This window comes from Streptomyces sp. CAU 1734, assembly GCF_039888735.1.
In the GTDB taxonomy this organism is placed as follows: domain Bacteria; phylum Actinomycetota; class Actinomycetes; order Streptomycetales; family Streptomycetaceae; genus Streptomyces.
In genome coordinates, this window is the sequence record NZ_JBDQQP010000008.1 from 84,219 (window position 1) to 105,013 (window position 20,795).

General features: G+C 71.2%; 15 protein-coding genes and 1 riboswitch. Of the genes, 9 read left to right on the forward strand and 6 right to left on the reverse strand.

All coding sequences use genetic code 11. The features are described 5' to 3' along the window. Positions 1-262: 262 nt before the first annotated feature. Both AAFN69_RS16985 and AAFN69_RS16990 read left to right on the forward strand, forming a co-directional pair. Positions 263-1,807 (forward strand): RNA polymerase sigma factor, encoded by a 1,545-nt coding sequence (locus AAFN69_RS16985; protein ID WP_347729358.1) that lies wholly within the window; start codon positions 263-265, stop codon positions 1,805-1,807. A gap of 179 nt (positions 1,808-1,986) precedes the next feature. After that, positions 1,987-2,802 carry a serine protease gene (locus tag AAFN69_RS16990; protein WP_347729359.1) on the forward strand — a complete coding sequence of 272 codons (816 nt, stop codon included), beginning with the start codon at positions 1,987-1,989 and terminating at the stop codon, positions 2,800-2,802. 227 nt (positions 2,803-3,029) lie between these two features. Here the strand turns inward: AAFN69_RS16990 and AAFN69_RS16995 are convergent, their stop codons facing one another. Next, positions 3,030-3,260, reverse strand: coding sequence for a hypothetical protein (locus AAFN69_RS16995; RefSeq protein WP_347729360.1), 231 nt, complete (start codon positions 3,258-3,260; stop codon positions 3,030-3,032). A gap of 434 nt (positions 3,261-3,694) precedes the next feature. Here AAFN69_RS16995 and AAFN69_RS17000 point away from each other — a divergent pair, with 434 nt between their 5' ends. Continuing rightward, positions 3,695-5,812 carry a DNA topoisomerase IV subunit B gene (locus tag AAFN69_RS17000; RefSeq protein WP_347729361.1) on the forward strand — a complete coding sequence of 706 codons (2,118 nt, stop codon included), beginning with the start codon at positions 3,695-3,697 and terminating at the stop codon, positions 5,810-5,812. Between the two features lie 85 nt (positions 5,813-5,897). Here the strand turns inward: AAFN69_RS17000 and AAFN69_RS17005 are convergent, their stop codons facing one another. The 3 genes from AAFN69_RS17005 to AAFN69_RS17015 all read right to left on the reverse strand — a co-directional run bounded on the left by AAFN69_RS17005 (position 5,898) and on the right by AAFN69_RS17015 (position 9,649). Further along, positions 5,898-6,578, reverse strand: coding sequence for a response regulator (locus AAFN69_RS17005; protein WP_347729577.1), 681 nt, complete (start codon positions 6,576-6,578; stop codon positions 5,898-5,900). Positions 6,579-6,610: 32 nt separating this feature from the next. Continuing rightward, positions 6,611-8,290 carry a sensor histidine kinase gene (locus AAFN69_RS17010; RefSeq protein ID WP_347729362.1) on the reverse strand — a complete coding sequence of 560 codons (1,680 nt, stop codon included), beginning with the start codon at positions 8,288-8,290 and terminating at the stop codon, positions 6,611-6,613. A gap of 120 nt (positions 8,291-8,410) precedes the next feature. Then, on the reverse strand, positions 8,411-9,649 hold the full coding sequence (locus AAFN69_RS17015; RefSeq protein WP_347729363.1) for a citrate synthase family protein: 1,239 nt from the start codon (positions 9,647-9,649) through the stop codon (positions 8,411-8,413). A 65-nt stretch (positions 9,650-9,714) separates the two neighbouring features. Here AAFN69_RS17015 and AAFN69_RS17020 point away from each other — a divergent pair, with 65 nt between their 5' ends. Further along, positions 9,715-10,902, forward strand: a complete 1,188-nt coding sequence (locus AAFN69_RS17020; RefSeq protein ID WP_347729364.1) for a citrate synthase/methylcitrate synthase — start codon at positions 9,715-9,717, stop codon at positions 10,900-10,902. Between the two features lie 12 nt (positions 10,903-10,914). Next, positions 10,915-12,114, forward strand: a complete 1,200-nt coding sequence (locus AAFN69_RS17025; RefSeq protein WP_347729365.1) for a CobW family GTP-binding protein — start codon at positions 10,915-10,917, stop codon at positions 12,112-12,114. Positions 12,115-12,278: 164 nt separating this feature from the next. Here the strand turns inward: AAFN69_RS17025 and AAFN69_RS17030 are convergent, their stop codons facing one another. Continuing rightward, positions 12,279-14,732 (reverse strand): DNA topoisomerase IV subunit A, encoded by a 2,454-nt coding sequence (locus AAFN69_RS17030; protein WP_347729366.1) that lies wholly within the window; start codon positions 14,730-14,732, stop codon positions 12,279-12,281. A 389-nt stretch (positions 14,733-15,121) separates the two neighbouring features. Here AAFN69_RS17030 and AAFN69_RS17035 point away from each other — a divergent pair, with 389 nt between their 5' ends. From AAFN69_RS17035 to AAFN69_RS17050, 4 genes are all read left to right on the forward strand, one after another. After that, positions 15,122-16,498: a pitrilysin family protein gene (locus AAFN69_RS17035; RefSeq protein ID WP_347729578.1), complete on the forward strand. Its 1,377-nt coding sequence runs from the start codon at positions 15,122-15,124 to the stop codon at positions 16,496-16,498. A gap of 26 nt (positions 16,499-16,524) precedes the next feature. Beyond that, positions 16,525-17,892 (forward strand): pitrilysin family protein, encoded by a 1,368-nt coding sequence (locus AAFN69_RS17040; RefSeq protein WP_347729579.1) that lies wholly within the window; start codon positions 16,525-16,527, stop codon positions 17,890-17,892. Between the two features lie 255 nt (positions 17,893-18,147). After that, positions 18,148-18,309, forward strand: a riboswitch (cyclic di-AMP (ydaO/yuaA leader). A gap of 13 nt (positions 18,310-18,322) precedes the next feature. After that, entirely contained in the window at positions 18,323-19,087 is a 765-nt protein-coding gene (locus AAFN69_RS17045) for a M23 family metallopeptidase (protein WP_347729367.1), read from the forward strand. A gap of 413 nt (positions 19,088-19,500) precedes the next feature. Continuing rightward, complete coding sequence (locus AAFN69_RS17050; RefSeq protein WP_347729368.1) at positions 19,501-20,178, forward strand: GntR family transcriptional regulator; 678 nt, start codon at positions 19,501-19,503, stop codon at positions 20,176-20,178. 227 nt (positions 20,179-20,405) lie between these two features. Here AAFN69_RS17050 and AAFN69_RS17055 read toward each other — a convergent pair whose 3' ends face one another. After that, a complete protein-coding gene (locus AAFN69_RS17055; protein WP_347729369.1) occupies positions 20,406-20,687 on the reverse strand; it encodes an HPr family phosphocarrier protein in 282 nt (93 codons plus the stop codon). Between the last annotated feature and the right edge of the window lie 108 nt (positions 20,688-20,795).

The following is a 20,795-nucleotide window of genomic DNA, read 5'->3' on the forward strand; positions in this document are numbered from 1 at the left end:
GCGCTAATCAGCCGATATGGCTGTTTCGTCGCAGATGGAGTGTGACTCGGGCCACGCGGATTGGGCGTAACACTCCTCGAAACAGGGCGATGACCTAAGAGGTGACAGCCTAGGAGGGAATACGGCAGCCGTTCGCGGCGCTGTTCAGTTTCACCCGAGGTTCCGCCCGCGCCACCGGCACATCCGCAGCCCGGTGGTCGTCGGTCCCTGCCCGATCATGGGCGGGACCGGAACTCGTTTCCATCGTTCCGAGAGGTTGTTCGTGTCGGCCAGCACATCCCGTACGCTCCCGCCGGAGATCGCCGAGTCCGAGTCTGTGATGGCGCTCATCGAGCGGGGAAAGGCTGATGGGCAGATCGCCGGCGATGACGTGCGTCGCGCCTTCGAGGCCGACCAGATTCCGCCAACCCAGTGGAAGAATGTTCTGCGCAGCCTCAACCAGATCCTCGAGGAAGAGGGTGTGACGCTGATGGTCAGTGCCGCGGAATCGCCCAAACGCTCGCGCAAGAGCGTCGCCGCGAAGAGCCCGGCGAAGCGCACCGCCACCAGGGCCGTCGCCGCCAAGACGACGACCGTCAGGACCGTCGCCGCCGGTACGGCCTCCGCCGCCGGCTCCGAGAGCGACGACCCGGCGGCCACGCCCGCCAAGAAGGCCGCCGCGAAGAAGACGGCCGCGAAGAAGACCGTCGCGAAGAAGACCGTCGCCAAGAAGACGGCCGCGAAGAAGACGACCGCCAAGAAGGACGCCGACGAGCCGGGCGACGGCGAAGAGCTGCTCGATGAGGTCCAGCCCGGCGCCAAGGGCGACGAGGAAGAGGCCGAGGGCGAGAACAAGGGCTTCGTACTCTCCGACGAGGACGAGGACGACGCTCCCGCGCAGCAGGTCGCCGTGGCCGGTGCCACCGCCGACCCGGTCAAGGACTACCTCAAGCAGATCGGAAAGGTGCCCCTGCTCAACGCCGAGCAGGAGGTCGAGCTGGCCAAGCGCATCGAGGCCGGTCTCTTCGCCGAGGACAAGCTGGCGAACTCCGACAAGCTGGCGCCGAAGCTCAAGCGCGAGCTGGAGATCATCGCCGAGGACGGCCGCCGCGCCAAGAACCACCTGCTGGAGGCCAACCTCCGGCTCGTCGTCTCGCTGGCCAAGCGCTACACCGGCCGCGGCATGCTCTTCCTGGACCTGATCCAGGAGGGCAACCTCGGTCTGATCCGCGCCGTCGAGAAGTTCGACTACACCAAGGGCTACAAGTTCTCCACGTACGCCACCTGGTGGATCCGGCAGGCCATCACCCGCGCCATGGCCGACCAGGCCCGCACCATCCGTATCCCGGTGCACATGGTCGAGGTCATCAACAAGCTCGCGCGGGTGCAGCGCCAGATGCTCCAGGACCTGGGCCGTGAGCCCACCCCGGAGGAGCTGGCCAAGGAGCTCGACATGACCCCCGAGAAGGTCATCGAGGTCCAGAAGTACGGCCGTGAGCCGATCTCCCTGCACACCCCGCTCGGCGAGGACGGCGACAGCGAGTTCGGTGACCTCATCGAGGACTCCGAGGCGGTCGTCCCGGCCGACGCGGTCAGCTTCACCCTGCTCCAGGAGCAGCTGCACTCGGTGCTCGACACGCTCTCCGAGCGCGAGGCGGGCGTGGTCTCCATGCGCTTCGGCCTGACCGACGGACAGCCGAAGACCCTGGACGAGATCGGCAAGGTCTACGGCGTGACGCGCGAGCGCATCCGCCAGATCGAGTCCAAGACCATGTCGAAGCTGCGCCACCCGTCGCGCTCGCAGGTGCTGCGCGACTACCTCGACTAGGAGCGGCCTCCGCACCGCCGCGGCCTGCCATCGGAAGTGGCGCCACGACAGTACGGAATGAGACGTTCGAGGGCCCGGATTCCGCCAGGAATCCGGGCCCTCGCCGTGTCCGCAGGTGCGAAGGGCCGTACGTTGCATGACTCTGAGTGGGCCCAATTCACACAGAGTCAGGAGTAGTTATGCGCCGTCCGTTCGTCCGAGCGCTGACCGGGGCACTCGCCCTGCTTCCCGCGGGCGCCCTGCTGCCCCTGGCCGCCCCGGGGCAGGCCGCGGCCGACAGCATTGTGGTGGGCGGCTCGCCGGCGCGGGCCGCCCAGAGCCCCTGGGTGGTCGCGCTCGCCAGCCGTGACCGGTTCGGGGGAACGCGGTCGGGACAGTTCTGCGGGGGAGTCGTGGTGGCACCCACCCGGGTGATGACCGCCGCGCACTGTCTCGGCCGGTCGGTACTGGGCCGGGAGGTGGACGAGGTGCCGGATCTGCGGGTCATCGTCGGGCGCACGGAGCTGTCGGGCGGCGAGGGCCGGGAGGTCGCGGTGGCCGGCAGCTGGGTCTCGCCCCAGTACGACCCGGGCACCAGCAACGCCGATCTGGCGGTGCTGACCCTCGCGGAGGCGCTGCCGCAGTCCCAGGTGATCGAGGTGGCCCCCGCCGGGGATCCCCGCTACCGGCCGGGAGCGGCGGCCACCGTCTACGGCTGGGGCGACACCAGCGGTACGGGGACCTATGCCAGGTCGCTGCATGCCGCCGAGGTGAGCGTGCTCTCGGACCGGGCCTGTGAGGCCGCGTACCCGGGGGGCCTGGGGGGCCGCTACCGGGCCGCCACGATGCTCTGCGCCGGAGACCCCAGGGGAGGGCGGGACGCCTGCCAGGGGGACAGCGGGGGGCCTCTGGTGGCCAGTGGGAGGCTCATCGGCCTGGTGTCCTGGGGCAGTGGCTGCGGACGGGCCGACAGCCCCGGTGTCTACACACGGGTCGCCGCGATCGCCGGACCGTAGCCGCCGTGCGGTTCCGCCCGCGGCCCGGGCCGCGGGCGGAACCGCACGGCGGGCGGCGGGAGAGGGTGACCCGGGTGCGTTCCGGACCGTCCGTGAGCGGGGCGGTACGGAACGCGGGTGCGGGAGTGGCGCGGTACGAGAGCGGGCGGGCACCCCTGAATCGTCAGGGTTGCCCGCCCGTCGGCCGGTCCGGGGGGACCGACCGTCGCTCGTCGTGGATAAGAGGTTCAGTGCCCCTCTTCACCGGCTCCGGCCGGTACGGCCGTCAGTCGGTCGGTCTCATCCTGTATTTCCGCGGCGATCTTCTTGAGTTCCGGCTCGAACTTGCGTCCGTGATGGGCGCAGAAGAGCAGTTCACCGCCGCTGCTCAGAACGACGCGCAGGTACGCCTGGGCGCCGCAGCGGTCGCAGCGGTCAGCGGCCGTCAACGGGCTCGCAGGGGTCAGAACAGTAGTCACGTCGCCTCTTCTCTAGCTCGACGAGCTGTCGTACCAGGGTCAACATCCAACCAGTCCCAAAACGTTCCCGCTCGGGACTTTTCCCTGAACTTTCTTCTCAAGGAGGCTGACTGCTTCCGGGTGGCGGCGAATGAGCCGTATTGCTGTGCTTTACGGATTTCGCGTTGCTTGTCTCATTTGGCCCTCCCGGCCGGCTTGCCGGTTGTTGTTGAGGACGTGCCCGGAGCCTAAATGGTTCATGCCTCAAAGGGAACGTGATGTTTGCTTCACTCCATCGAGGGATCGAACGAGCGTACGAGGCTGGACTAGCATGACGGAGACACGAGGGTGGCGTTACACCGGCTCTACCAGGCATCGGTACCCTCTGAGCCGGTGACCGACGCCGGGCCTTACCCCCTTGGGCCACTTCCGAAATTCAGCGAGGAGCGAACCGCGTGACCGCCGAAACGTCCGTGCCGTCCACAGCGCTGCTGACCGCAGAGCGTGACGGCTCCAACTACACCGCGCGGCACCTGCTCGTCCTTGAAGGTCTCGAAGCGGTCCGCAAGCGCCCGGGCATGTACATCGGGTCCACGGACAGCCGTGGTCTGATGCACTGCCTCTGGGAGATCATCGACAATTCCGTCGATGAGGCCCTGGGCGGCTACTGTGATCACATCGAGGTCATCCTCCACGAGGACGGCTCCGTCGAGGTGCAGGACAACGGCCGGGGCATCCCGGTCGACGTCGAGCCCAAGACCGGCCTCTCCGGGGTCGAGGTCGTCATGACCAAGCTCCACGCGGGCGGCAAGTTCGGCGGCGGCTCCTATGCCGCCTCGGGCGGCCTCCACGGCGTGGGAGCCTCCGTGGTGAACGCCCTCTCGGCCCGGCTGGACGTCGAGGTGGACCGCAACAGCGCCACCCACACGATCAGCTTCCGCCGAGGCGTCCCCGGGATGTTCACCGAGCAGGGCCCCGACGCCCCCTTCGACCCGGCGAACGGCCTCCTCAAGGGCAAGCGCGTACCCCGCAACCGCACCGGCACCCGTGTGCGGTACTGGGCCGACCGCCAGATCTTCCTCAAAGAGGCCAAGCTCAATCTGGAGACGCTGCACCAGCGCGCCCGCCAGACCGCCTTCCTGGTGCCCGGCCTGACCATCGTGGTCCGCGACGAGCGGGATCTGGCGGGCGAGGGCAAGAGCCAGGAGATCTTCCGGTTCGACGGCGGGATCAGCGAATTCTGCGAGTACCTGGCCCAGGACAAGGCCGTCTGCGACGTGCTGCGGCTCACCGGGCAGGGCACCTTCAAGGAGACCGTGCCCGTTCTCGACGACCGCGGACACATGACCCCCACCGAGGTCACCCGGGAGCTCGGTGTCGACATCGCCCTGCGCTGGGGCACCGGCTACGACACCAATGTCCGGTCCTTCGTCAACATCATCGCCACCCCCAAGGGCGGCACCCATGTGAGCGGTTTCGAGCGCTCGCTCACCAAGACGGTCAATGAGGTCCTGCGCTCCGCCAAGCTGCTGCGCGTCGCCGAGGACGACGTCGTGAAGGACGACGCCCTGGAGGGACTGACCGCCGTGGTCACCGTCCGGCTGGCCGAGCCGCAGTTCGAGGGGCAGACCAAGGAGGTGCTCGGCACCTCGGCGGCCAACAGAATCGTGGCCAATGTGGTCGCCAAGGAGCTGAAGGCGTTCCTGACCTCCACCAAGCGCGATGCCAAGGCCCAGGCGCGCGCGGTGCTGGAGAAGGCGGTCGCCGCCGCCCGCACCCGTATCGCCGCACGCCAGCACAAGGAGGCGCAGCGCCGGAAGACGGCGCTGGAGTCCTCCACGCTCCCCGCCAAGCTCGCCGACTGCCGCAGCGACGACGTCGAGCGCAGCGAGCTCTTCATCGTGGAGGGCGACTCCGCGCTCGGCACCGCCAAGCTCGCCCGGAACAGCGAATTCCAGGCACTGCTGCCGATCCGCGGAAAGATCCTCAACGTCCAGAAGTCGTCCGTCTCGGACATGCTCAAGAACGCCGAGTGCGGCGCGATCATCCAGGTCATAGGAGCCGGCTCGGGCCGGACCTTCGACATCGACGCCGCCCGCTACGGCAAGATCGTGCTGCTGGTGGACGCCGATGTCGACGGCGCCCACATCCGGTGTCTCCTGCTGACGCTCTTCCAGCGCTACATGCGCCCGATGGTGGAGGCGGGGCGGGTCTTCGCCGCCGTGCCGCCGCTGCACCGGATCGAGCTGGTCCAGCCCAAGAAGGGCCAGGACAAGTACGTCTACACCTACTCGGACAACGAACTGCGCCAGACGCTGCTGGAGTACCAGCGCAAGGGAGTCCGCTACAAGGACGCGATCCAGCGCTACAAGGGCCTCGGCGAGATGGACGCCGACCAGCTGGCGGAGACGACGATGGATCCGCGCCACCGCACCCTGCGGCGGATCAACATCGGTGATCTGGAATCGGCCGAGCAGGTCTTCGATCTGCTCATGGGCAATGAGGTCGCTCCCCGCAAGGAGTTCATCACCAGCTCGGCGGCGACCCTGGACCGCTCGCGGATCGACGCCTGACGCGGCGGCGGGCCGGGGGGTCCCCCCGGCCCGCATGGCCGGCTCCCGGGGCCCCTGACCGGGCTCCGGGGGCAGCACCCCGGCGTCAGGGGCTCGCGGACCAGAGGTAGCGGTGCTCGGGACGGCCCGTCTCGCCGTACTTCAGACTGAGACGGACCCGGTTGGTGCGCTCCAGCAGTTTCAGATAGCGCTGGGCGGTCTGACGGCTCACCCCCGCCCGGTCGGCGATCTCCTGAGTGGAGAGCGCCCCCTCCGCGGCCAGCAGCACCTGGCGCACCACCTCGGCCGTCGTGGGGGAGTGGCCCTTGGGCAGGTCGGGAGTGACCGAGCCGGCCGACAGCGCGCCGAAGATCCGGTCCACCTCGGCCTGCTCCGCCTCACCGCCCCCGCAGAGCGTGCGGCGCAGCCCCGCGTACGCCTCCAGCTTGGCGCGCAGTCCGGCGAAATTGAACGGCTTCACCAGGTACTGGAGCGCGCCGTGCCGCATCGCGGCCTGGACGGTGGCCACATCGCGCGCGGCCGTCACCATGATCACATCGGTCTGGTGGCCGAGTCTGCGCAGTTCGCGCACCACCGCGAGGCCGTTGCCGTCCGGCAGATAGTGGTCCATCAGCACCAGATCGGCCGGTGAATCGGCGATCCGGGCCAGTGCCCCGGCCGCGGAGTGGGCCGTGGCACAGACCCGGAAACCGGGCACCTTGGCCACATAGGCCGCGTTGATGCCCGCGACCCTGACATCGTCGTCCACGACGAGAACATCGATCACACCGGGGATCCGGCCGGTGCCGCCCATGCTGTTCATCGCGCCTCCGCCTCCAGCTCTCCGCCGGCCGCCGGTACGGACTCCGGCTCGGACTCACCGGGCAGTTCGTTCAGCGCCTCCGGGAGCACGACGACGAATTCCGCGCCGCCGCCGTCCGCGTCCCGCACCCGGGCGCTGCCGCCCTGCCGTTCCGCCAGCCGGCGGACCATGGCGAGTCCGAGCCCGCGCTTGCCGTGGAAGGGGAGTTCCTTGGTGCTCCAGCCCTCGGTGAAGATCAGCTCGCGGTGTTCGTCCGGGACGCCCGGACCGGTGTCGGTGATCCTGATCACCGCCGTGCGGCCCTGTGAGTACAGCTCGACCTCGATGCGCGGGCTCTCCGCCCCGGCGGCGGCGTCCATCGCGTTGTCGACCAGATTGCCGACGATCGTGACCAGTCCGCGCGGGTCCACCACCCGGTCCGGGAGCAGGGTCTCGGGCGCGATCCACAGCGAGACGCCCCGCTCCGCCGCCACCGTCGCCTTGCCCACCAGCAGCGAGGCGAGCAGCGGGTCGTGGATCTTCTCGGTCACCTGCTCCGCGGTGGCCCGGTGCACCCCGACGACCTCGGTGACGAAGTCGACCGCCTCGTCGTGCATCTCCAGCTCCAGCAGGCCGAGCAGGGTGTGCATGCGGTTGGCGTGCTCATGGTCCTGAGCGCGGAGGGCGTCGATCAGACCCCGGGTGGAGTCCAGTTCCCGGCCGAGCTGTTCCAGCTCGGTGCGGTCGCGCAGGGTGGCCACCGCGCCGCCGTCGTCGGTCGGCATCCGGTTGGCTATCAGGACCCGGTGTCCGCGCACGGTCAGCAGATCCTCGCCGGTGACCCGCCCCGCGAGCACATCGGTGGTGCGGCCCTCGCCGAGCAGCTGGGCGAGGCCGAGGCCCTTGCCGTCGGACTCCAGGCCGAGAAGCCGCTGGGCCTCGTCGTTCATCAGGCGTATCCGGCCCTTGGCGTCCAGGGCCACGACTCCCTCGCGGATGCCGTGGAGCATCGCCTCGCGCTCCGCCAGCAGTGCGGAGATATCGGAGAAGGCCAGGTCATGGGTCTGCCGCTGAAGTCTGCGGGAGATCAGATAGGCGGCCAGCGCCCCCGCTGCCAGCGCCCCTCCCGCATAGAGCAGCAGACCGGGGATGGCCGAGAAGAGACGGTCGCGGACACTGTCGTACTCGATGCCGACCGACACCCCGCCGATGATCCGGCCGTCGGCGTCGCGGAGCGGGACCTTGCCCCGGGCGGAGCGGCCGAGCGTGCCGTCGTCGATCTCCATGACCTCCAGGCCGGCCAGGGCGGCGCTGGGATCGGTGGAGACGACCCGGCCGATCTGCTCGGTCGAGGTGTGCGACCAGCGCACCCCTCCCATGTCCATGATCACGACATACTCGGCGCCGGTGGCCTTGCGGATCCGCTCCGCCTCGGCCTGGACGGGGCCGTCGGGCGTCGGACTGGTGGCCAGCAGATCCCGGGCGACATCGCCGGAGGCGGTGGTCTGCGCGATCGCGAGCGCCCTGCGCATCGCCTGGTCGTCCAGCTGGGCGCTCAGCGGCGCCAGAAAGAAGCCCGTGGCCAGCACGGTGACTCCGGTGGCGATGGCCAGCTGCATCAGCAGGACCTGGGAGAAGACCCGCTGCGGCCAGCCGAACCGCCGTCGTCTGGCGGAGGTGCTCGGTTCGGGGCTCATGTCTGAGAACGGTAAACGGCGAATGTGGCTTTCCGAAATTCACACTGCCGGGACGGCGAAATCCCCGGGCTGTCCGGAAGGGCGCCGGACCGCCCGCCAGGGCCTCGCGGGCCCGGCCGCTCAGGGCAGGGGCAGCGGGGGCCGGGGGCCCGTGTAATGGCCGCTGGGGCGGAGCCGGAGCGACCCTTCCCCGTACTCCTCCAGGGCATGGGCGATCCACCCCGCCGTGCGCCCCACCGCGAAGATCGTCTCGCTCGCGTCGGCCGGCATCCCCGAGGCCACCGTCAGCACCGCGAGGGCGAGATCGACATTGGCCTTCAGATCGAGCCCGCGGGCCGCCGCCGACTCCACCTCCAGGGCCGTCTCCAGCGCCGGACCGGCCGCCGGGATCCGCCCCAGCGCCTCGAAGAGCGCCTCCGCGCGCGGATCGCGGCCCCGGTAGAGCCGGTGCCCGAGGCCGGGGACGGAGCGGCCGGCCCGCAGATGGTCCGCCACCACCGGCGCCGCGCCGCCGCGCTCCAGCGCCTCCGCGAGCATCCGGTGGGCCAGTCCGCCGGCCGCCCCGTGCAGCGGGCCGTCGAGCGCGCCGAGACCGGCCGAGACAGCGGCGTAGGGATGGGCCCGGGTCGACGCCGCGACCCGCACGGCGAGGGTGGAGGCGGCCAGATCGTGATCGATGAGCAGCGAGAGCGCCATGTCCAGGGTCCGCAGCGACTCCGCGTCGGCCGGCCGCGCGGTCAGCCGGGACCAGAGCCGCAGCGCCAGCGGATCCCGCTCGCCGGAACCGCCCGGCCCGGCCGGCGGCAGCGCGTCCACCAGGGTGGGGATGAGGATCCTGGCGCTGCCGAGCACCGCGTCCCGGTCGAGGTCGAATCTGACCGGGTCGGTGACGGCCGCGGCGATCGCCGCCGCCCGGAGCCGGTCCGCCGAGCCGCTCTCCGCGGGCAGCGCCGCCACCGCCCGCCGCCCCGCCGCGAGCGCCCCCGGCGGGGCGGTGAAGCGGATTCCGGGCCGCAGGGTGCCCGTCCAGAGCCAGTCGGCGATCTCCTCGTAGTGGTACCGGCGCGCCAGCTCCGCGGCGTCGACGCCGCGGAACCAGTAGCGGTCCCGCTCGATCAGGGTGATGCCGGTACGGATCCGCTGGGTGGGATCGCCGCCCGCCGATGGGTCCCGGCGGCCCCGGCGCGCCAGTGTCTCCACCTCCGCGGCGTCGAAGGTGCTGCCGCGCCCGCCCGGATCCCGGCGGCTGGCGAGCTGGCCCCGGCTGACATACGCGTACACCGTCTCGGGCTTCACCCCGAGCCGGTCGGCCGCCTCGCGGGTGGTCAGCCGCCCCGCGTCCGCTGAGTGATCCGTCATGGGAACACCGTACACACTCCATGTACACATTGATTCAATCAATATTGACAAGGATTGAATCAAGCATGGACAGTCGAATCATGTCCGAGGAGGAGACCATGCATCCCACCCCCACCCCCACCCCCGTACCGCGCGGACTCGCGGGTGTCGTTGTCACCGACACCGAGCTCGGAGATGTGCGCGGACGCGAGGGCTTCTACCACTACCGCCAGTACTCGGCGGTGGAGCTCGCCCGCACCAGGACATTCGAGGACGTCTGGCAGCTGATGTTCGACGGGCGGCTCCCGGACGCCGCCGGGCGCACCGCCTTCCTGGCGCACACCGCGCCGCTGCGCCGGCTCCCCGGCGAGGTGTCGGCCGCGCTGCCCGCCATCGCCCGCGCCGGTGCCCCCTCCGGCCCGCTCACCGGGCTGCGGACCGCGCTCTCCCTGCTCGGGGCCTCGGCCGGGATGCGCCCGGTGTACGACCTCGCCCCCGAGGAGCGCCGCGCGGACGCGCTCCGGGCGGTCGCCGCCGTACCCACCCTGCTCACCGCGCTGCACCGGCTCGGCCGGGGCCTGGAGCCGGTCGAACCGCGCGACGATCTGCCGTACGCGGCCAACTACCTGTACATGCTCACCGGCACCGAACCGGCGGCGGACCGGGTCCGGGCCGTCGAGCAGTACCTCGTCTCCACCGTCGACCACGGCTTCAACGCCTCCACCTTCACCGGCCGGGTGATCGCCTCCACCGGCGCCGATGTCGTCGCCGCCCTGACCGGTGCGGTGGGCGCGCTCTCCGGGCCGCTGCACGGCGGTGCGCCGAGCCGGGCGCTCGACACCCTCGACGCCATCGGGACCCCGGAGCGCATCGGCCCCTGGATCCGGGAGCGGGTGCTCGCGGGCGACCGGATCATGGGCTTCGGCCACCCCGTCTACCGCACCGAGGACCCGCGCTCCCGGCTGCTGCGCTCCATCGCGGAGAGCTTCGGCGGGCCGCTGGTGGAACTGGCCGTCCGGGTCGAGAAGGAGGTGGTGGAGATCCTGGCGGAGCTGAAGCCGGGCCGGGAGCTGCACACCAATGTCGAGTTCTGGGCCGGAGTGGTCATGGAGCTGTGCGGTCTGCCGCGCGAGATGTTCACCCCCACCTTCTGCGCCGCCCGGGTGGTCGGCTGGAGCGCCAATATCCTGGAGCAGTCGGCGGACTCGAAGATCATCCGCCCGGCGGCCCGCTACGCCGGGCCGCCCCCGCCGCAGCCCGTGCCCGCAGTCTGAGAAAGGTCCCAGGTGAGCCCGTCCACCCCGCCGCCGAGCAGGCAAATTCCCGTCATCGTCCTCGCGGGCTTCCTCGGATCGGGCAAGACCACCTTGCTCAACCATCTGCTCAGAGCGGGCCGGGGCACCCGGATCGGGGCCATCGTCAATGACTTCGGATCGATCGAGATCGACGCCATGACGGTGGCCGGCCAGCTCGGCGACTCCACCGTCTCCCTCGGCAACGGCTGCCTCTGCTGCGCCGTCGACGCGAGCGAGCTCGATGTCTTTCTCGAAAAGCTGGCCCGGCCCGCCGCCCGGCTCGATGTGATCGTGATCGAGGCGAGCGGCCTCGCCGAACCGCAGGAACTGGTCCGCATGCTGCTGGCCAGCGAGAACGAGCGGATTGTGTACGGGGGGCTGGTGGAGGTCGTCGACGCGGCCGAGTTCGAGTCCACCCGGGAACGCCACCCCGAGATCGACCGCCATCTCGCCATCGCCGATCTGGTCGTGCTCAACAAGACGGACCGGATCGACGCGGCGGAGCTCACCCGGCTGCGCTCCGCGCTCGGCGGCACGGCGGCGCTGGTCGAGTCCGTGTACGGGCGGGTCGACCCCGAACTCTTCTTCGACCGCAGACCGGCCGGGGAGCGGGTCGGCCAGCTCGCCTTCGAGGACCTGCTGGACGACGACACCGCGGCGGACGGCGGGCAGGGCGCGGACGGCGGGTGCGCTGCCGGGGAGTGCGGGGAGGCCGGCCACCGGCACACCGGACATCTGCACTCCGGTTACACCGGCGTGGACTTCACCGCCCGGGAGCCCCTGCATCCGCGCAGGCTGATCGAATTCCTGGACTCCAGGCCCGGCGGGCTCTACCGGATCAAGGGATTCATCGACTTCGGCACCGCCGATCCGCGCAACCGGTACGCCGTGCACGCGGTCGGCCGTTTTCTGCGCTTCTACCCGGAACCCTGGCCGGGCGGTGCGGAACCCCTCACCGAACTGGTGCTCATCGGGTCCGGCATCGACGGCCCCGCCCTGCGCGGGGAGCTCGACGCCACCAGGGTGACCGGGGCGTCCGATCTGCCCGACGAGCGGAGCATGTGGGGCGTACTGCGCTATGTGCGGCGGCCGGACGACGAGACCGGCGCGCCGGACTCCGCCGAAGCCGAAGCCGAAGCCGAAGCCTGGCCCGACCCGGATCCGGCGGGCGGCGAGTGGGACGCGGAGTGAGAGAACCGGCCGGCCCGGAGACATGCTCCGGACCGGCCGGTCCCTTCATGAGCGATACGGGTGGTGCGAGCCGTGGGGGCGGTACGGGCGTCCGCTGCCCGGCACCCCCGGTGGCCCGGCCCGGCACCCCCGGCGGTACGGGACCCGCCCGCATCCCCCGGTGATCAGCCCGCCGGGCCCGCGAGGACCGCGATCGCCGAGGCGGGCGGCGTACCCGAGCCGTCCCTGCGCGGATCGGGCTCCGGCAGCACGGCCGCCATGCCGTTGGCCTGGGCCGCGCGGGCCGGGGCCGGCCCCGCCCACGCCAGCAGCAGCACATCCTCACCGCGCAGGAAGCGCTGGCAGCGCACTCCGCCGGTCGCCCGGCCCTTCCGCGGGTACTGGTCGAACGGTGTCAGCTTCACCGTGGTGACGGAGTCGTCCAGCGCGCCGGTGGATCCCGCCGCGGTGAAGACCACCGCATCGCCCGCCGGGTCGACCGCCGTGAAGGAGATCACCCTGGCGCCGTCCGCCAGCTTGATGCCGGCCATACCGCCCGCCGCCCGGCCCTGCGGACGGACCTGCGCCGCCTGATAGCGGAGCAACTGGGCATCGGAGGTGATGAAGACCAGATCCTCCTCCCCGGTGCGCAGCTCTGCCCCGCCGATGATCCGGTCACCGTCCTTGAGGGTGATGACCTCCAACTCGTCCTTGTTCGACGGATAGTCGGGGACCACGCGCTTCACCACCCCCTGAAGGGTGCCCAGCGCCAGCCCCGGCGAGGACTCGTCCAGGGTGGTGAGACAGACCACCGACTCGCCCGTCTCCAGGGAGAGGAACTCCGAGAGAGGCGCGCCGCCGGAGAGATTCGGCGCGGTGGCCGTCTGCGGCAGCTGTGGCAGGTCGATCACCGCGAGGCGCAGCAGCCGGCCCGCCGAGGTCACCGCCCCCACATCGCCGCGCGCGGTGGCGGGCACCGCCGAGACGATCAGATCGTGCTTGGCGCGCTTGGCCGCGGGCTCCGACGGCGGCTCGTCCGTCGCGGTGCGCGCGAGCAGCCCGGTGGAGGAGAGCAGGACCCGGCAGGGATCGTCCGCGACCTCCAGGGCCACCGCGGCGACCGGGGTCCCCGCCGACTCCAGGAGCACGGTGCGGCGCTCGGTGGCGAACTTCTTCGCCACCGCGGCCAGTTCGCCGGAGACCAGCTTGCGCAGCTCGCTGTCCGAATCCAGGATCCGGGTCAGCTCCTCGATCTCACCGGTGAGCCGGTCGCGCTCGGACTCCAGCTCGATCCGGTCGAACCGGGTGAGCCTGCGCAGCGGGGTGTCCAGGATGTACTGGGTCTGCACATCGCTCAGCGAGAAGCGCTCGATCAGCCGCTCCTTCGCCTGCGCCGAATTCTCGCTGGAGCGGATCAGCCGGATGACCTCGTCGATGTCGATCAGGGCCACCAGCAGGCCCTCGACCAGATGCAGCCGGTCGCGCCGCTTGCCGCGCCGGAACTCGCTGCGCCGGCGGACCACGGTGAACCGGTGGTCGAGATAGACCTCCAGCAGCTCCTTGAGCCCCAGGGTCAGGGGCTGGCCGTCCACCAGGGCCACATTGTTGATGCCGAAGGACTCCTCCATCGGCGTGAGCTTGTAGAGCTGCTCCAGCACGGCCTCCGGAACGAAGCCGTTCTTGATCTCGATGACCAGCCGCAGGCCGTGGGCGCGGTCGGTCAGATCCTTCACATCGGCGATGCCCTGGAGCTTCTTCGAGCCGACCAGGTCCTTGATCTTGGCGATCACCTTCTCCGGGCCGACCGAGAACGGCAGCTCGGTGACGACCAGGCCCTTGCGGCGGGGGGTGACGTCCTCCACCGTGACCGTGGCGCGGATCTTGAAGGTGCCGCGGCCCGTCGCATAGGCGTCCCTGATGCCGGAGAGCCCCACGATCCGCCCGCCGGTGGGCAGATCCGGGCCCGGCACATGGCGCATCAGCGCCTCCAGATCCGCGTGGGGATAGCGGATCAGATGGCGGGCCGCGGCGATGACCTCGCCCAGATTGTGCGGCGCCATGTTGGTCGCCATCCCGACCGCGATCCCGGACGAGCCGTTGACCAGCAGATTCGGATAGGCGGCCGGGAGGGCGACGGGCTCCCGCTCCTGCCCGTCGTAGTTCGGCGAGAAGTCGACGGTGTCCTCGTCGATCGACTCGGTCATCAGCGAGGTCGCGTCGGCCATCCGGCACTCGGTGTACCGCATGGCGGCCGGCGGGTCGTCATTGCCCAGCGAGCCGAAGTTGCCGTGGCCGTCGACCAGCGGCAAGCGCATCGAGAACGGCTGCGCCATCCGCACCAGGGCGTCGTAGATCGAGGCGTCGCCGTGCGGGTGCAGCTTGCCCATGACCTCCCCGACGACCCGGGCGCACTTCACATAGCCCCGGTCCGGCCGGAGCCCCATCTCGTTCATCTGGTAGACGATCCGGCGCTGGACCGGCTTCATGCCGTCCCTCGCGTCCGGCAGGGCCCGGGAGTAGATCACCGAGTAGGCGTACTCGAGGAAGGAGCCCTGCATCTCGTCGACGACGTCGATGTCGAGGATCCGCTCCTCGAAATCGTCGGGCGGCGGCGGGGTCTTCGTGCTGCGGCGGGCCATCGCGGCTGCTGCTCCTTCACGTACCGGGTCGGGTTCTGATGCCGACCATTGTGGACCGTCCCACTGACAACACGGACCGCGACCCGGTCGAAGAGAGCGCACCGGCCCCGGAAAGCCACTCGCGGCGGGTGTGTTCACCACCCCGGCCGGCCCTCCCGCGTACCGTACGGGAGCCGCGCCGCGGCCCCGCGGGACCGCTGCCGGAGCCGGTCCCGACGCCGGCCGCCCCCGGTCCCGGTCCCGGCCGGACCCGCCGCGGACCCGGCGTCGCCGCGCGCGGGAACTTCGCCAGGTGTCAGCGCGCTTGCATACAGTGGCAGTGCGGGGAAAACGCCACACGCGGCAAACACAGTGAACGCAGCATCGCGATCGAAGGGACGTACATGCCCATGGGTCACACGGCCACAGCGCAGGCCGGTTCGGGCGGCCTGACAGCGACGGAGCACCGGCTGGCCAATGGCCTGCGCGTGGTGCTCTCAGAGGACCATCTGACCCCGGTCGCCGCGGTCTGCCTCTGGTACGACGTCGGCTCGCGCCACGAGGTCAAGGGCCGTACGGGACTCGCCCACCTCTTCGAGCACCTGATGTTCCAGGGTTCCAAGCAGGTGCTCGGCAATGGCCACTTCGAGCTGGTGCAGGGCGCCGGCGGTTCGCTCAACGGCACCACCAGCTTCGAGCGCACCAACTACTTCGAGACCATGCCCACCCATCAGCTGGAGCTGGCGCTCTGGCTGGAGGCGGACCGCATGGGCTCCCTCCTCACCGCCCTCGACGAGGAGTCGATGGAGAATCAGCGGGACGTCGTCAAGAACGAGCGCCGCCAGCGGTACGACAATGTCCCCTACGGCACCGCCTTCGAGCGGCTGACCGCCCTCGCCTATCCGGAGGGCCATCCGTACCATCACACCCCGATCGGATCGATGGCCGATCTGGACGCCGCCACCCTCGACGACGCGCGCGCGTTCTTCCGCACCTACTACGCGCCGAACAACGCCGTGCTCTCCGTCGTCGGCGACATCGACCCGGAGCGGACCCTCGCCTGGGTCGAGAAGTACTTCGGCTCCATTCCCTCCCACGACGGCAAGCAGCCCCCGCGCGACGGCTCCCTCCCGGAGAACATCGGCGAACAGCTGCGCCATGTCATCGAGGAGGAGGTGCCGGCCCGCGCCCTGATGGCCGCCTACCGGCTGCCGCACGACGGCACCCGGGAGTCGGACGCCGCCGACCTGGCGCTCACCGTGCTCGGCGGCGGCGAGTCCTCCCGGCTGCACAACCGCCTGGTGCGCCGCGACCGGACGGCGGTGGCCGCCGGATTCGGGCTGCTCAGGCTCTCCGGGGCGCCGTCCCTGGGGTGGCTGGACGTCAAGACCTCGGCCGGGGTCGAGATTCCGCAGATCGAGGCCGCGGTCGACGAGGAGCTGGCCCGGTTCGCCGCGGAGGGTCCCACCGAGGAGGAGATGGAGCGGGCCCAGGCCCAGCTGGAGCGCGAGTGGCTGGACCGGCTCGGCACCGTCGCGGGCCGCGCCGACGAGCTCTGCCGGTACGCGGTCCTCTTCGGGGACCCGCAGCTGGCGCTGACCGCCGTGGAACGCGTGCTCGACGTCACCGCGGAGGAGGTGCGGGCGGTCGCCGCGGCCAGGCTGCACCCCGACAACCGCGCCGTGCTGGTCTATGAGCCGCTCCCGGCCGCGGCCGGTGACGGCGATGGCGACGACGCCGGCAACCACAGCGACAGCGACGACAACGAAGAAGGGGCGGGCCAGTGACCGACACCGCCGAGCCGTTGACCACCATGGAGTTCCACCCGCAGCCGCAGGCCGGGGAAGCCAGGCCCTGGGCGTTTCCCGCCCCCGAGCGCGGCACCCTGGGCAATGGCCTGACCGTACTGCGCTGCCACCGGCCCGGACAGCAGGTCGTCGCGGTCGAGATCAATCTGGAGGCACCGCTCGAAGCGGAGCCCGCCGGTCTCGACGGGGTCGCCACCATCATGGCGCGCGCCCTCTCCGAGGGGACCGACAAGCGGTCCGCCGAGGAGTTCGCCGCCGAGCTGGAGCGCTGTGGCGCCACCCTGGGCGCACACGCCGACCACCCCGGTGTCCGGGTCTCGCTGGAGGTGCCGGTCTCCCGGCTCCCCAAGGCGCTCGGCCTGCTCGCCGAGGCGCTGCGCGCCCCCGCGTTCCTGGACGGCGAGATCGAGCGGCTGGTGCGCAACCGGCTGGACGAGATCCCGCACGAGATGGCCAACCCGGGGCGCCGCGCCGCCAAGGAGCTGTACCGCCAGCTCTTCCCCGGCTCCCTGCGCATGTCCCGCCCCCGCCAGGGGACCGAGGAGACCGTGGCGCGGATCGACTCCGCCGCCGTGCGCGCCTTCTTCGACGCCCATGTCCGGCCGGCCACCGCCACCGCGGTGATCGTGGGCGATCTCACCGGGGTCGACCTCGACGCGGTGCTCGCCGAGACCCTCGGCGACTGGACGGGAAACACCGCCCCGGCCCGTCCCATCCCGCCGATCACCGCCGATGACACCGGCCGGGTCGTCATCGTGGACCGCCCCGGAGCCGTGCAGACCCAGCTGCTGATCGGCCGGGTCGGTCCCGACCGGCACGACAGCGTCTGGCCCGCACAGGTGCTCGGCACCTACTGCCTCGGCGGCACCCTCACCTCCCGGCTCGACCGGGTGCTGCGGGAGGAGAAGGGATACACCTACGGCGTCCGCGCCTACGGCCAGGTGCTGCGCTCCGGTCCGGACGGCTCGGGCCGCTCGCTGCTGGCCATCAGCGGCTCGGTGGACACCCCCAACACCGGTCCGGCCCTGGACGACCTCTGGAAGGTGCTCCGCACCCTGGCCGAGGGCGGGCTCACCGACGCCGAGCGGGATGTCGCCGTACAGAATCTGGTCGGTGTCGCGCCGCTGAAGTACGAGACCGCCGCATCGGTCGCGGGCACCCTGGCGGACCAGGTCGAGCAGCATCTGCCCGACGACTACCAGGCCCGGCTGTACGCGCGGCTGGCGGAGACCGGCACGGTGGAGGCGACCGCGGCGGCCGTCAGCGCCTTCCCGCAGGACCGCCTGGTCACCGTGCTCGTCGGCGACGCGGCGCAGATCGCCGAGCCGGTCAAGGCGCTCGGTATCGGCGAAGTGACCGTGGTCACCGGCTGATTGAGCCGCCGCCGGGCGGATCGCCCCGGATCGCCCGGGAAACCGGGCCCGGGAATCCGGTCCACCGGAGGGAACCCCGGCATCACATGGATGCCGGGGTTCTCGCTTATGTCCTATTTGGTGGATTGTTATGGGGTACTCACCCGTCTGCCTTGTGGCATGCGCAACAAAAATCGATCTCTGTTTGGTGATCGAAAGGCCGCGCGCTTAGCGTCGGTCCGGCTGTTCGCCCGCAGTACGCCGCATCCGCGGCACGGACAGTCATCGCCGAGTCCCCGTCCGGCGCGAGCCAGGGGAGCCGGGGATCCATATCCCCCGGGGTGAATCGGGCCCGTCCGCGGCAGCGCGGAGACGCCCGTAGGAGACCTTCCTGCTCCGAACCCGTCAGCTAACCCGGTAGGCGAGAAGGAAGGAAAGGACCGCCCCCTTCATGGCGTTCGACCGCCCCACCGGGAAGCACCGTGCCCCGAGCCGGATGACACGCAGAGGCGCGGGCTTCGCGGGTGTCGCCACCCTCGCCACCGGTGTGTGCACCGGTCTCACCACCACGGCGGTGGCCGCCGAGACCGGTACGGCCGCTCCCGACGACACCGGGATGACGCTGATCCTCGCCGCCGACCCGGACACGCTCTCCGACGAGGTCGCCGGCCAGGCCGTCGCGCAGAAGCAGGAGGCCGTGGCCGCGGCCCGGCAGGCCGAGGAGGCCAGGCGCAAGGCCGAGGCGCGCGCCAAGGAGCTCCGCGAGGCCGAGGCGCGCGCCGCCCGGGAGGCCGAGCGCAAGCGGCTCAACACCTTCACGCTCCCCGTCGCCGGTTCCCATGTCTCCACGGCCTACGGATCCGGCGGCTCGCTCTGGTCCTCCGGCCGTCACTCCGGCATCGACTTCCACGCCTCGCACGGCACTCCGGTCGTCTCCGTCGGCACGGGCACGGTCGTGGAGGCGGGCTGGGGCGGCGCCTACGGCAACAATGTCGTGATCCGGATGTTCGACGGCACCTTCACCCAGTACGGGCACCTCGCCTCCATCCAGGTCGCGGTCGGCGAGGAGGTCACGGCGGGGCGGCAGATCGGCCAGGCGGGCTCGTCCGGCAACTCCACCGGCGCCCATCTGCACTTCGAGGCCCGGTCGACGGCGGAGTACGGATCCGACCTCAATCCGATCGAGTATCTGCGGGCGCACGGCGTCGCGATCTGACACCGGCCCGGCGGGCCGGGGGCCGCGCTCCCGGCCGGGCGGGAGTGCTCAGGGGCGGGTTCCGGGGGCAATCACCCCCGGAACCCGCCCCTGAGCCGTTCGGCACCGCCGCACCGCCGCATCACCGCCGGTGCCGGCCCGCCGGCCCGCCGCCGATACCGGCCCGGCGCATGTCCGGCGGGCACGGTCCCGCGGCCGGTCCGCGGTCCCCGGGTGCGCAGGCCCGCGATCCCCGGGTGCGCCGGGCATTCCGCGACTCCGGCCCCGGTTCATCCGTGCCGGACCGGCCAAAAGACATCCATGGTTTCCGCTGTTCCCCCGGAAACCCCGGATGGCTGCAATAGAGTCACCGGACAAACGCGGTCAGCCGCGTTTCGCTCGCGTTTTCAGCGGATTGAAGCGGAGGTTCGGTTATGCGCGTGCCCGCGCACTCGGTCTGCACGGCGATTCGCGACGACATCGTCTCCGGGGTATTCCCGCGCGGGACCCGGCTCGCCGAGGAACAGCTCGCCCGCCGCTACGGGGTCTCCCGCGTCCCGGTCCGCGAGGCGCTGCGCACCCTGGCGTCCGAGGGCTTTGTCACCATCCGCCGCCATGCCGGTGCCGCCGTCGCCGAACCCACCGCGCAGGAGGCCGCCGATCTGCTGGAGGCCCGGACGCTGCTCGAACCGCTGGGGGCGGCGGGAGCCGCCCGGCGGCGCACCGAGGCGCATCTCAAGGTGCTGCGCGGGCTGGTGCGGCTCGGCCGGGAGCGGGCCCGCCGAGGTCACAGCGAGGATCTGCGGGCCCTCGGCGGCTGGTTCCACGAGACCCTCGTCCAGGCGTCCGGCAGTCCGGGGCTGATCACCATGCTCACCCAGCTGCGAGCCAAGATCACCTGGATGTACGCGGTGGACCAGCCGGCCGAGCCGGGCCTGTGGTGGGCCGAACACGCGGCGATCCTGGACGCGGTGGCCCGGGGTGACGCGGACCGGGCGCGGGAGCTGACCGCGCGCCACGCCGGGCACGCCGCCGCCGCGCACCGGCTCCGGGACGCCGGACGGCCGCGGACTCCGCAACACGCTGTGAACACGGCGCGTGCCCGCATTTAACAATGGGGCCGTACAAAAAGAACGGCCCCATTCGCGGGGCCTGTTCCGCGCTGCCCGGATTCACGAGGGTTCCGGGTCCCGGTTTGTTTATCGCGCGAGTATTTCCCGGCTGAATGCGGGGGAGGGAACGGCCCGCCCGGCGGGGGCGCACCGGGAAAACAGAGAAGCCGCGGTCTCCCGAGGACGGGAAACAGCGGCTCCTCGGCGGAGAGGGCGGCCGATCGGGCTCAGACCGTCTCCGGAAGCTCCTCGAGCCCCTCGGCGACCAGCTTGGCCAGCCGGTCCAGGGCGGCGTCCGCGCCCTCGGCGTCGGAGGCGAGCACGATCTCCTCGCCGCCCTCGGCGCCCAGGCCGAGCACGGCCAGCATCGAAGCGGCGTTGACCGGGCTGCCGCCGGCCTTGGCGATCGTCACGGGGACGCCGGAAGCCGTGGCGGCACGGACGAAGATGGAGGCGGGACGGGCGTGAAGGCCCTCGGCCCAGCCGACATTGACGCGGCGCTCAGCCATGGTTCTGCCCTTCAAGATCAAAAGATGTTGTCTAGACCAGTGTCTCATGATACGGAGCCCGGGGGCCGTCACCGCCGCGCGGGGCGGTGGCTTCCGGCCGGGGTGGCC

Excerpts from the sequence above, each read along its gene's own strand:
- AAFN69_RS17050 (WP_347729368.1), top strand. The coding sequence starts at position 19,501 with ATGCGCGTGCCCGCGCACTCGGTCTGCACGGCGATTCGCGACGACATC.
- AAFN69_RS16990 (WP_347729359.1), top strand. The coding sequence starts at position 1,987 with ATGCGCCGTCCGTTCGTCCGAGCGCTGACCGGGGCACTCGCCCTGCTT.
- AAFN69_RS17015 (WP_347729363.1), bottom strand. The coding sequence starts at position 9,649 with ATGACGGATCACTCAGCGGACGCGGGGCGGCTGACCACCCGCGAGGCG.
- AAFN69_RS17030 (WP_347729366.1), bottom strand. The coding sequence starts at position 14,732 with ATGGCCCGCCGCAGCACGAAGACCCCGCCGCCGCCCGACGATTTCGAG.
- AAFN69_RS17010 (WP_347729362.1), bottom strand. The coding sequence starts at position 8,290 with ATGAGCCCCGAACCGAGCACCTCCGCCAGACGACGGCGGTTCGGCTGG.
- AAFN69_RS17035 (WP_347729578.1), top strand. The coding sequence starts at position 15,122 with ATGGGTCACACGGCCACAGCGCAGGCCGGTTCGGGCGGCCTGACAGCG.
- AAFN69_RS17045 (WP_347729367.1), top strand. The coding sequence starts at position 18,323 with ATGGCGTTCGACCGCCCCACCGGGAAGCACCGTGCCCCGAGCCGGATG.
- AAFN69_RS17055 (WP_347729369.1), bottom strand. The coding sequence starts at position 20,687 with ATGGCTGAGCGCCGCGTCAATGTCGGCTGGGCCGAGGGCCTTCACGCC.
- AAFN69_RS17020 (WP_347729364.1), top strand. The coding sequence starts at position 9,715 with ATGGACAGTCGAATCATGTCCGAGGAGGAGACCATGCATCCCACCCCC.
- AAFN69_RS17040 (WP_347729579.1), top strand. The coding sequence starts at position 16,525 with ATGGAGTTCCACCCGCAGCCGCAGGCCGGGGAAGCCAGGCCCTGGGCG.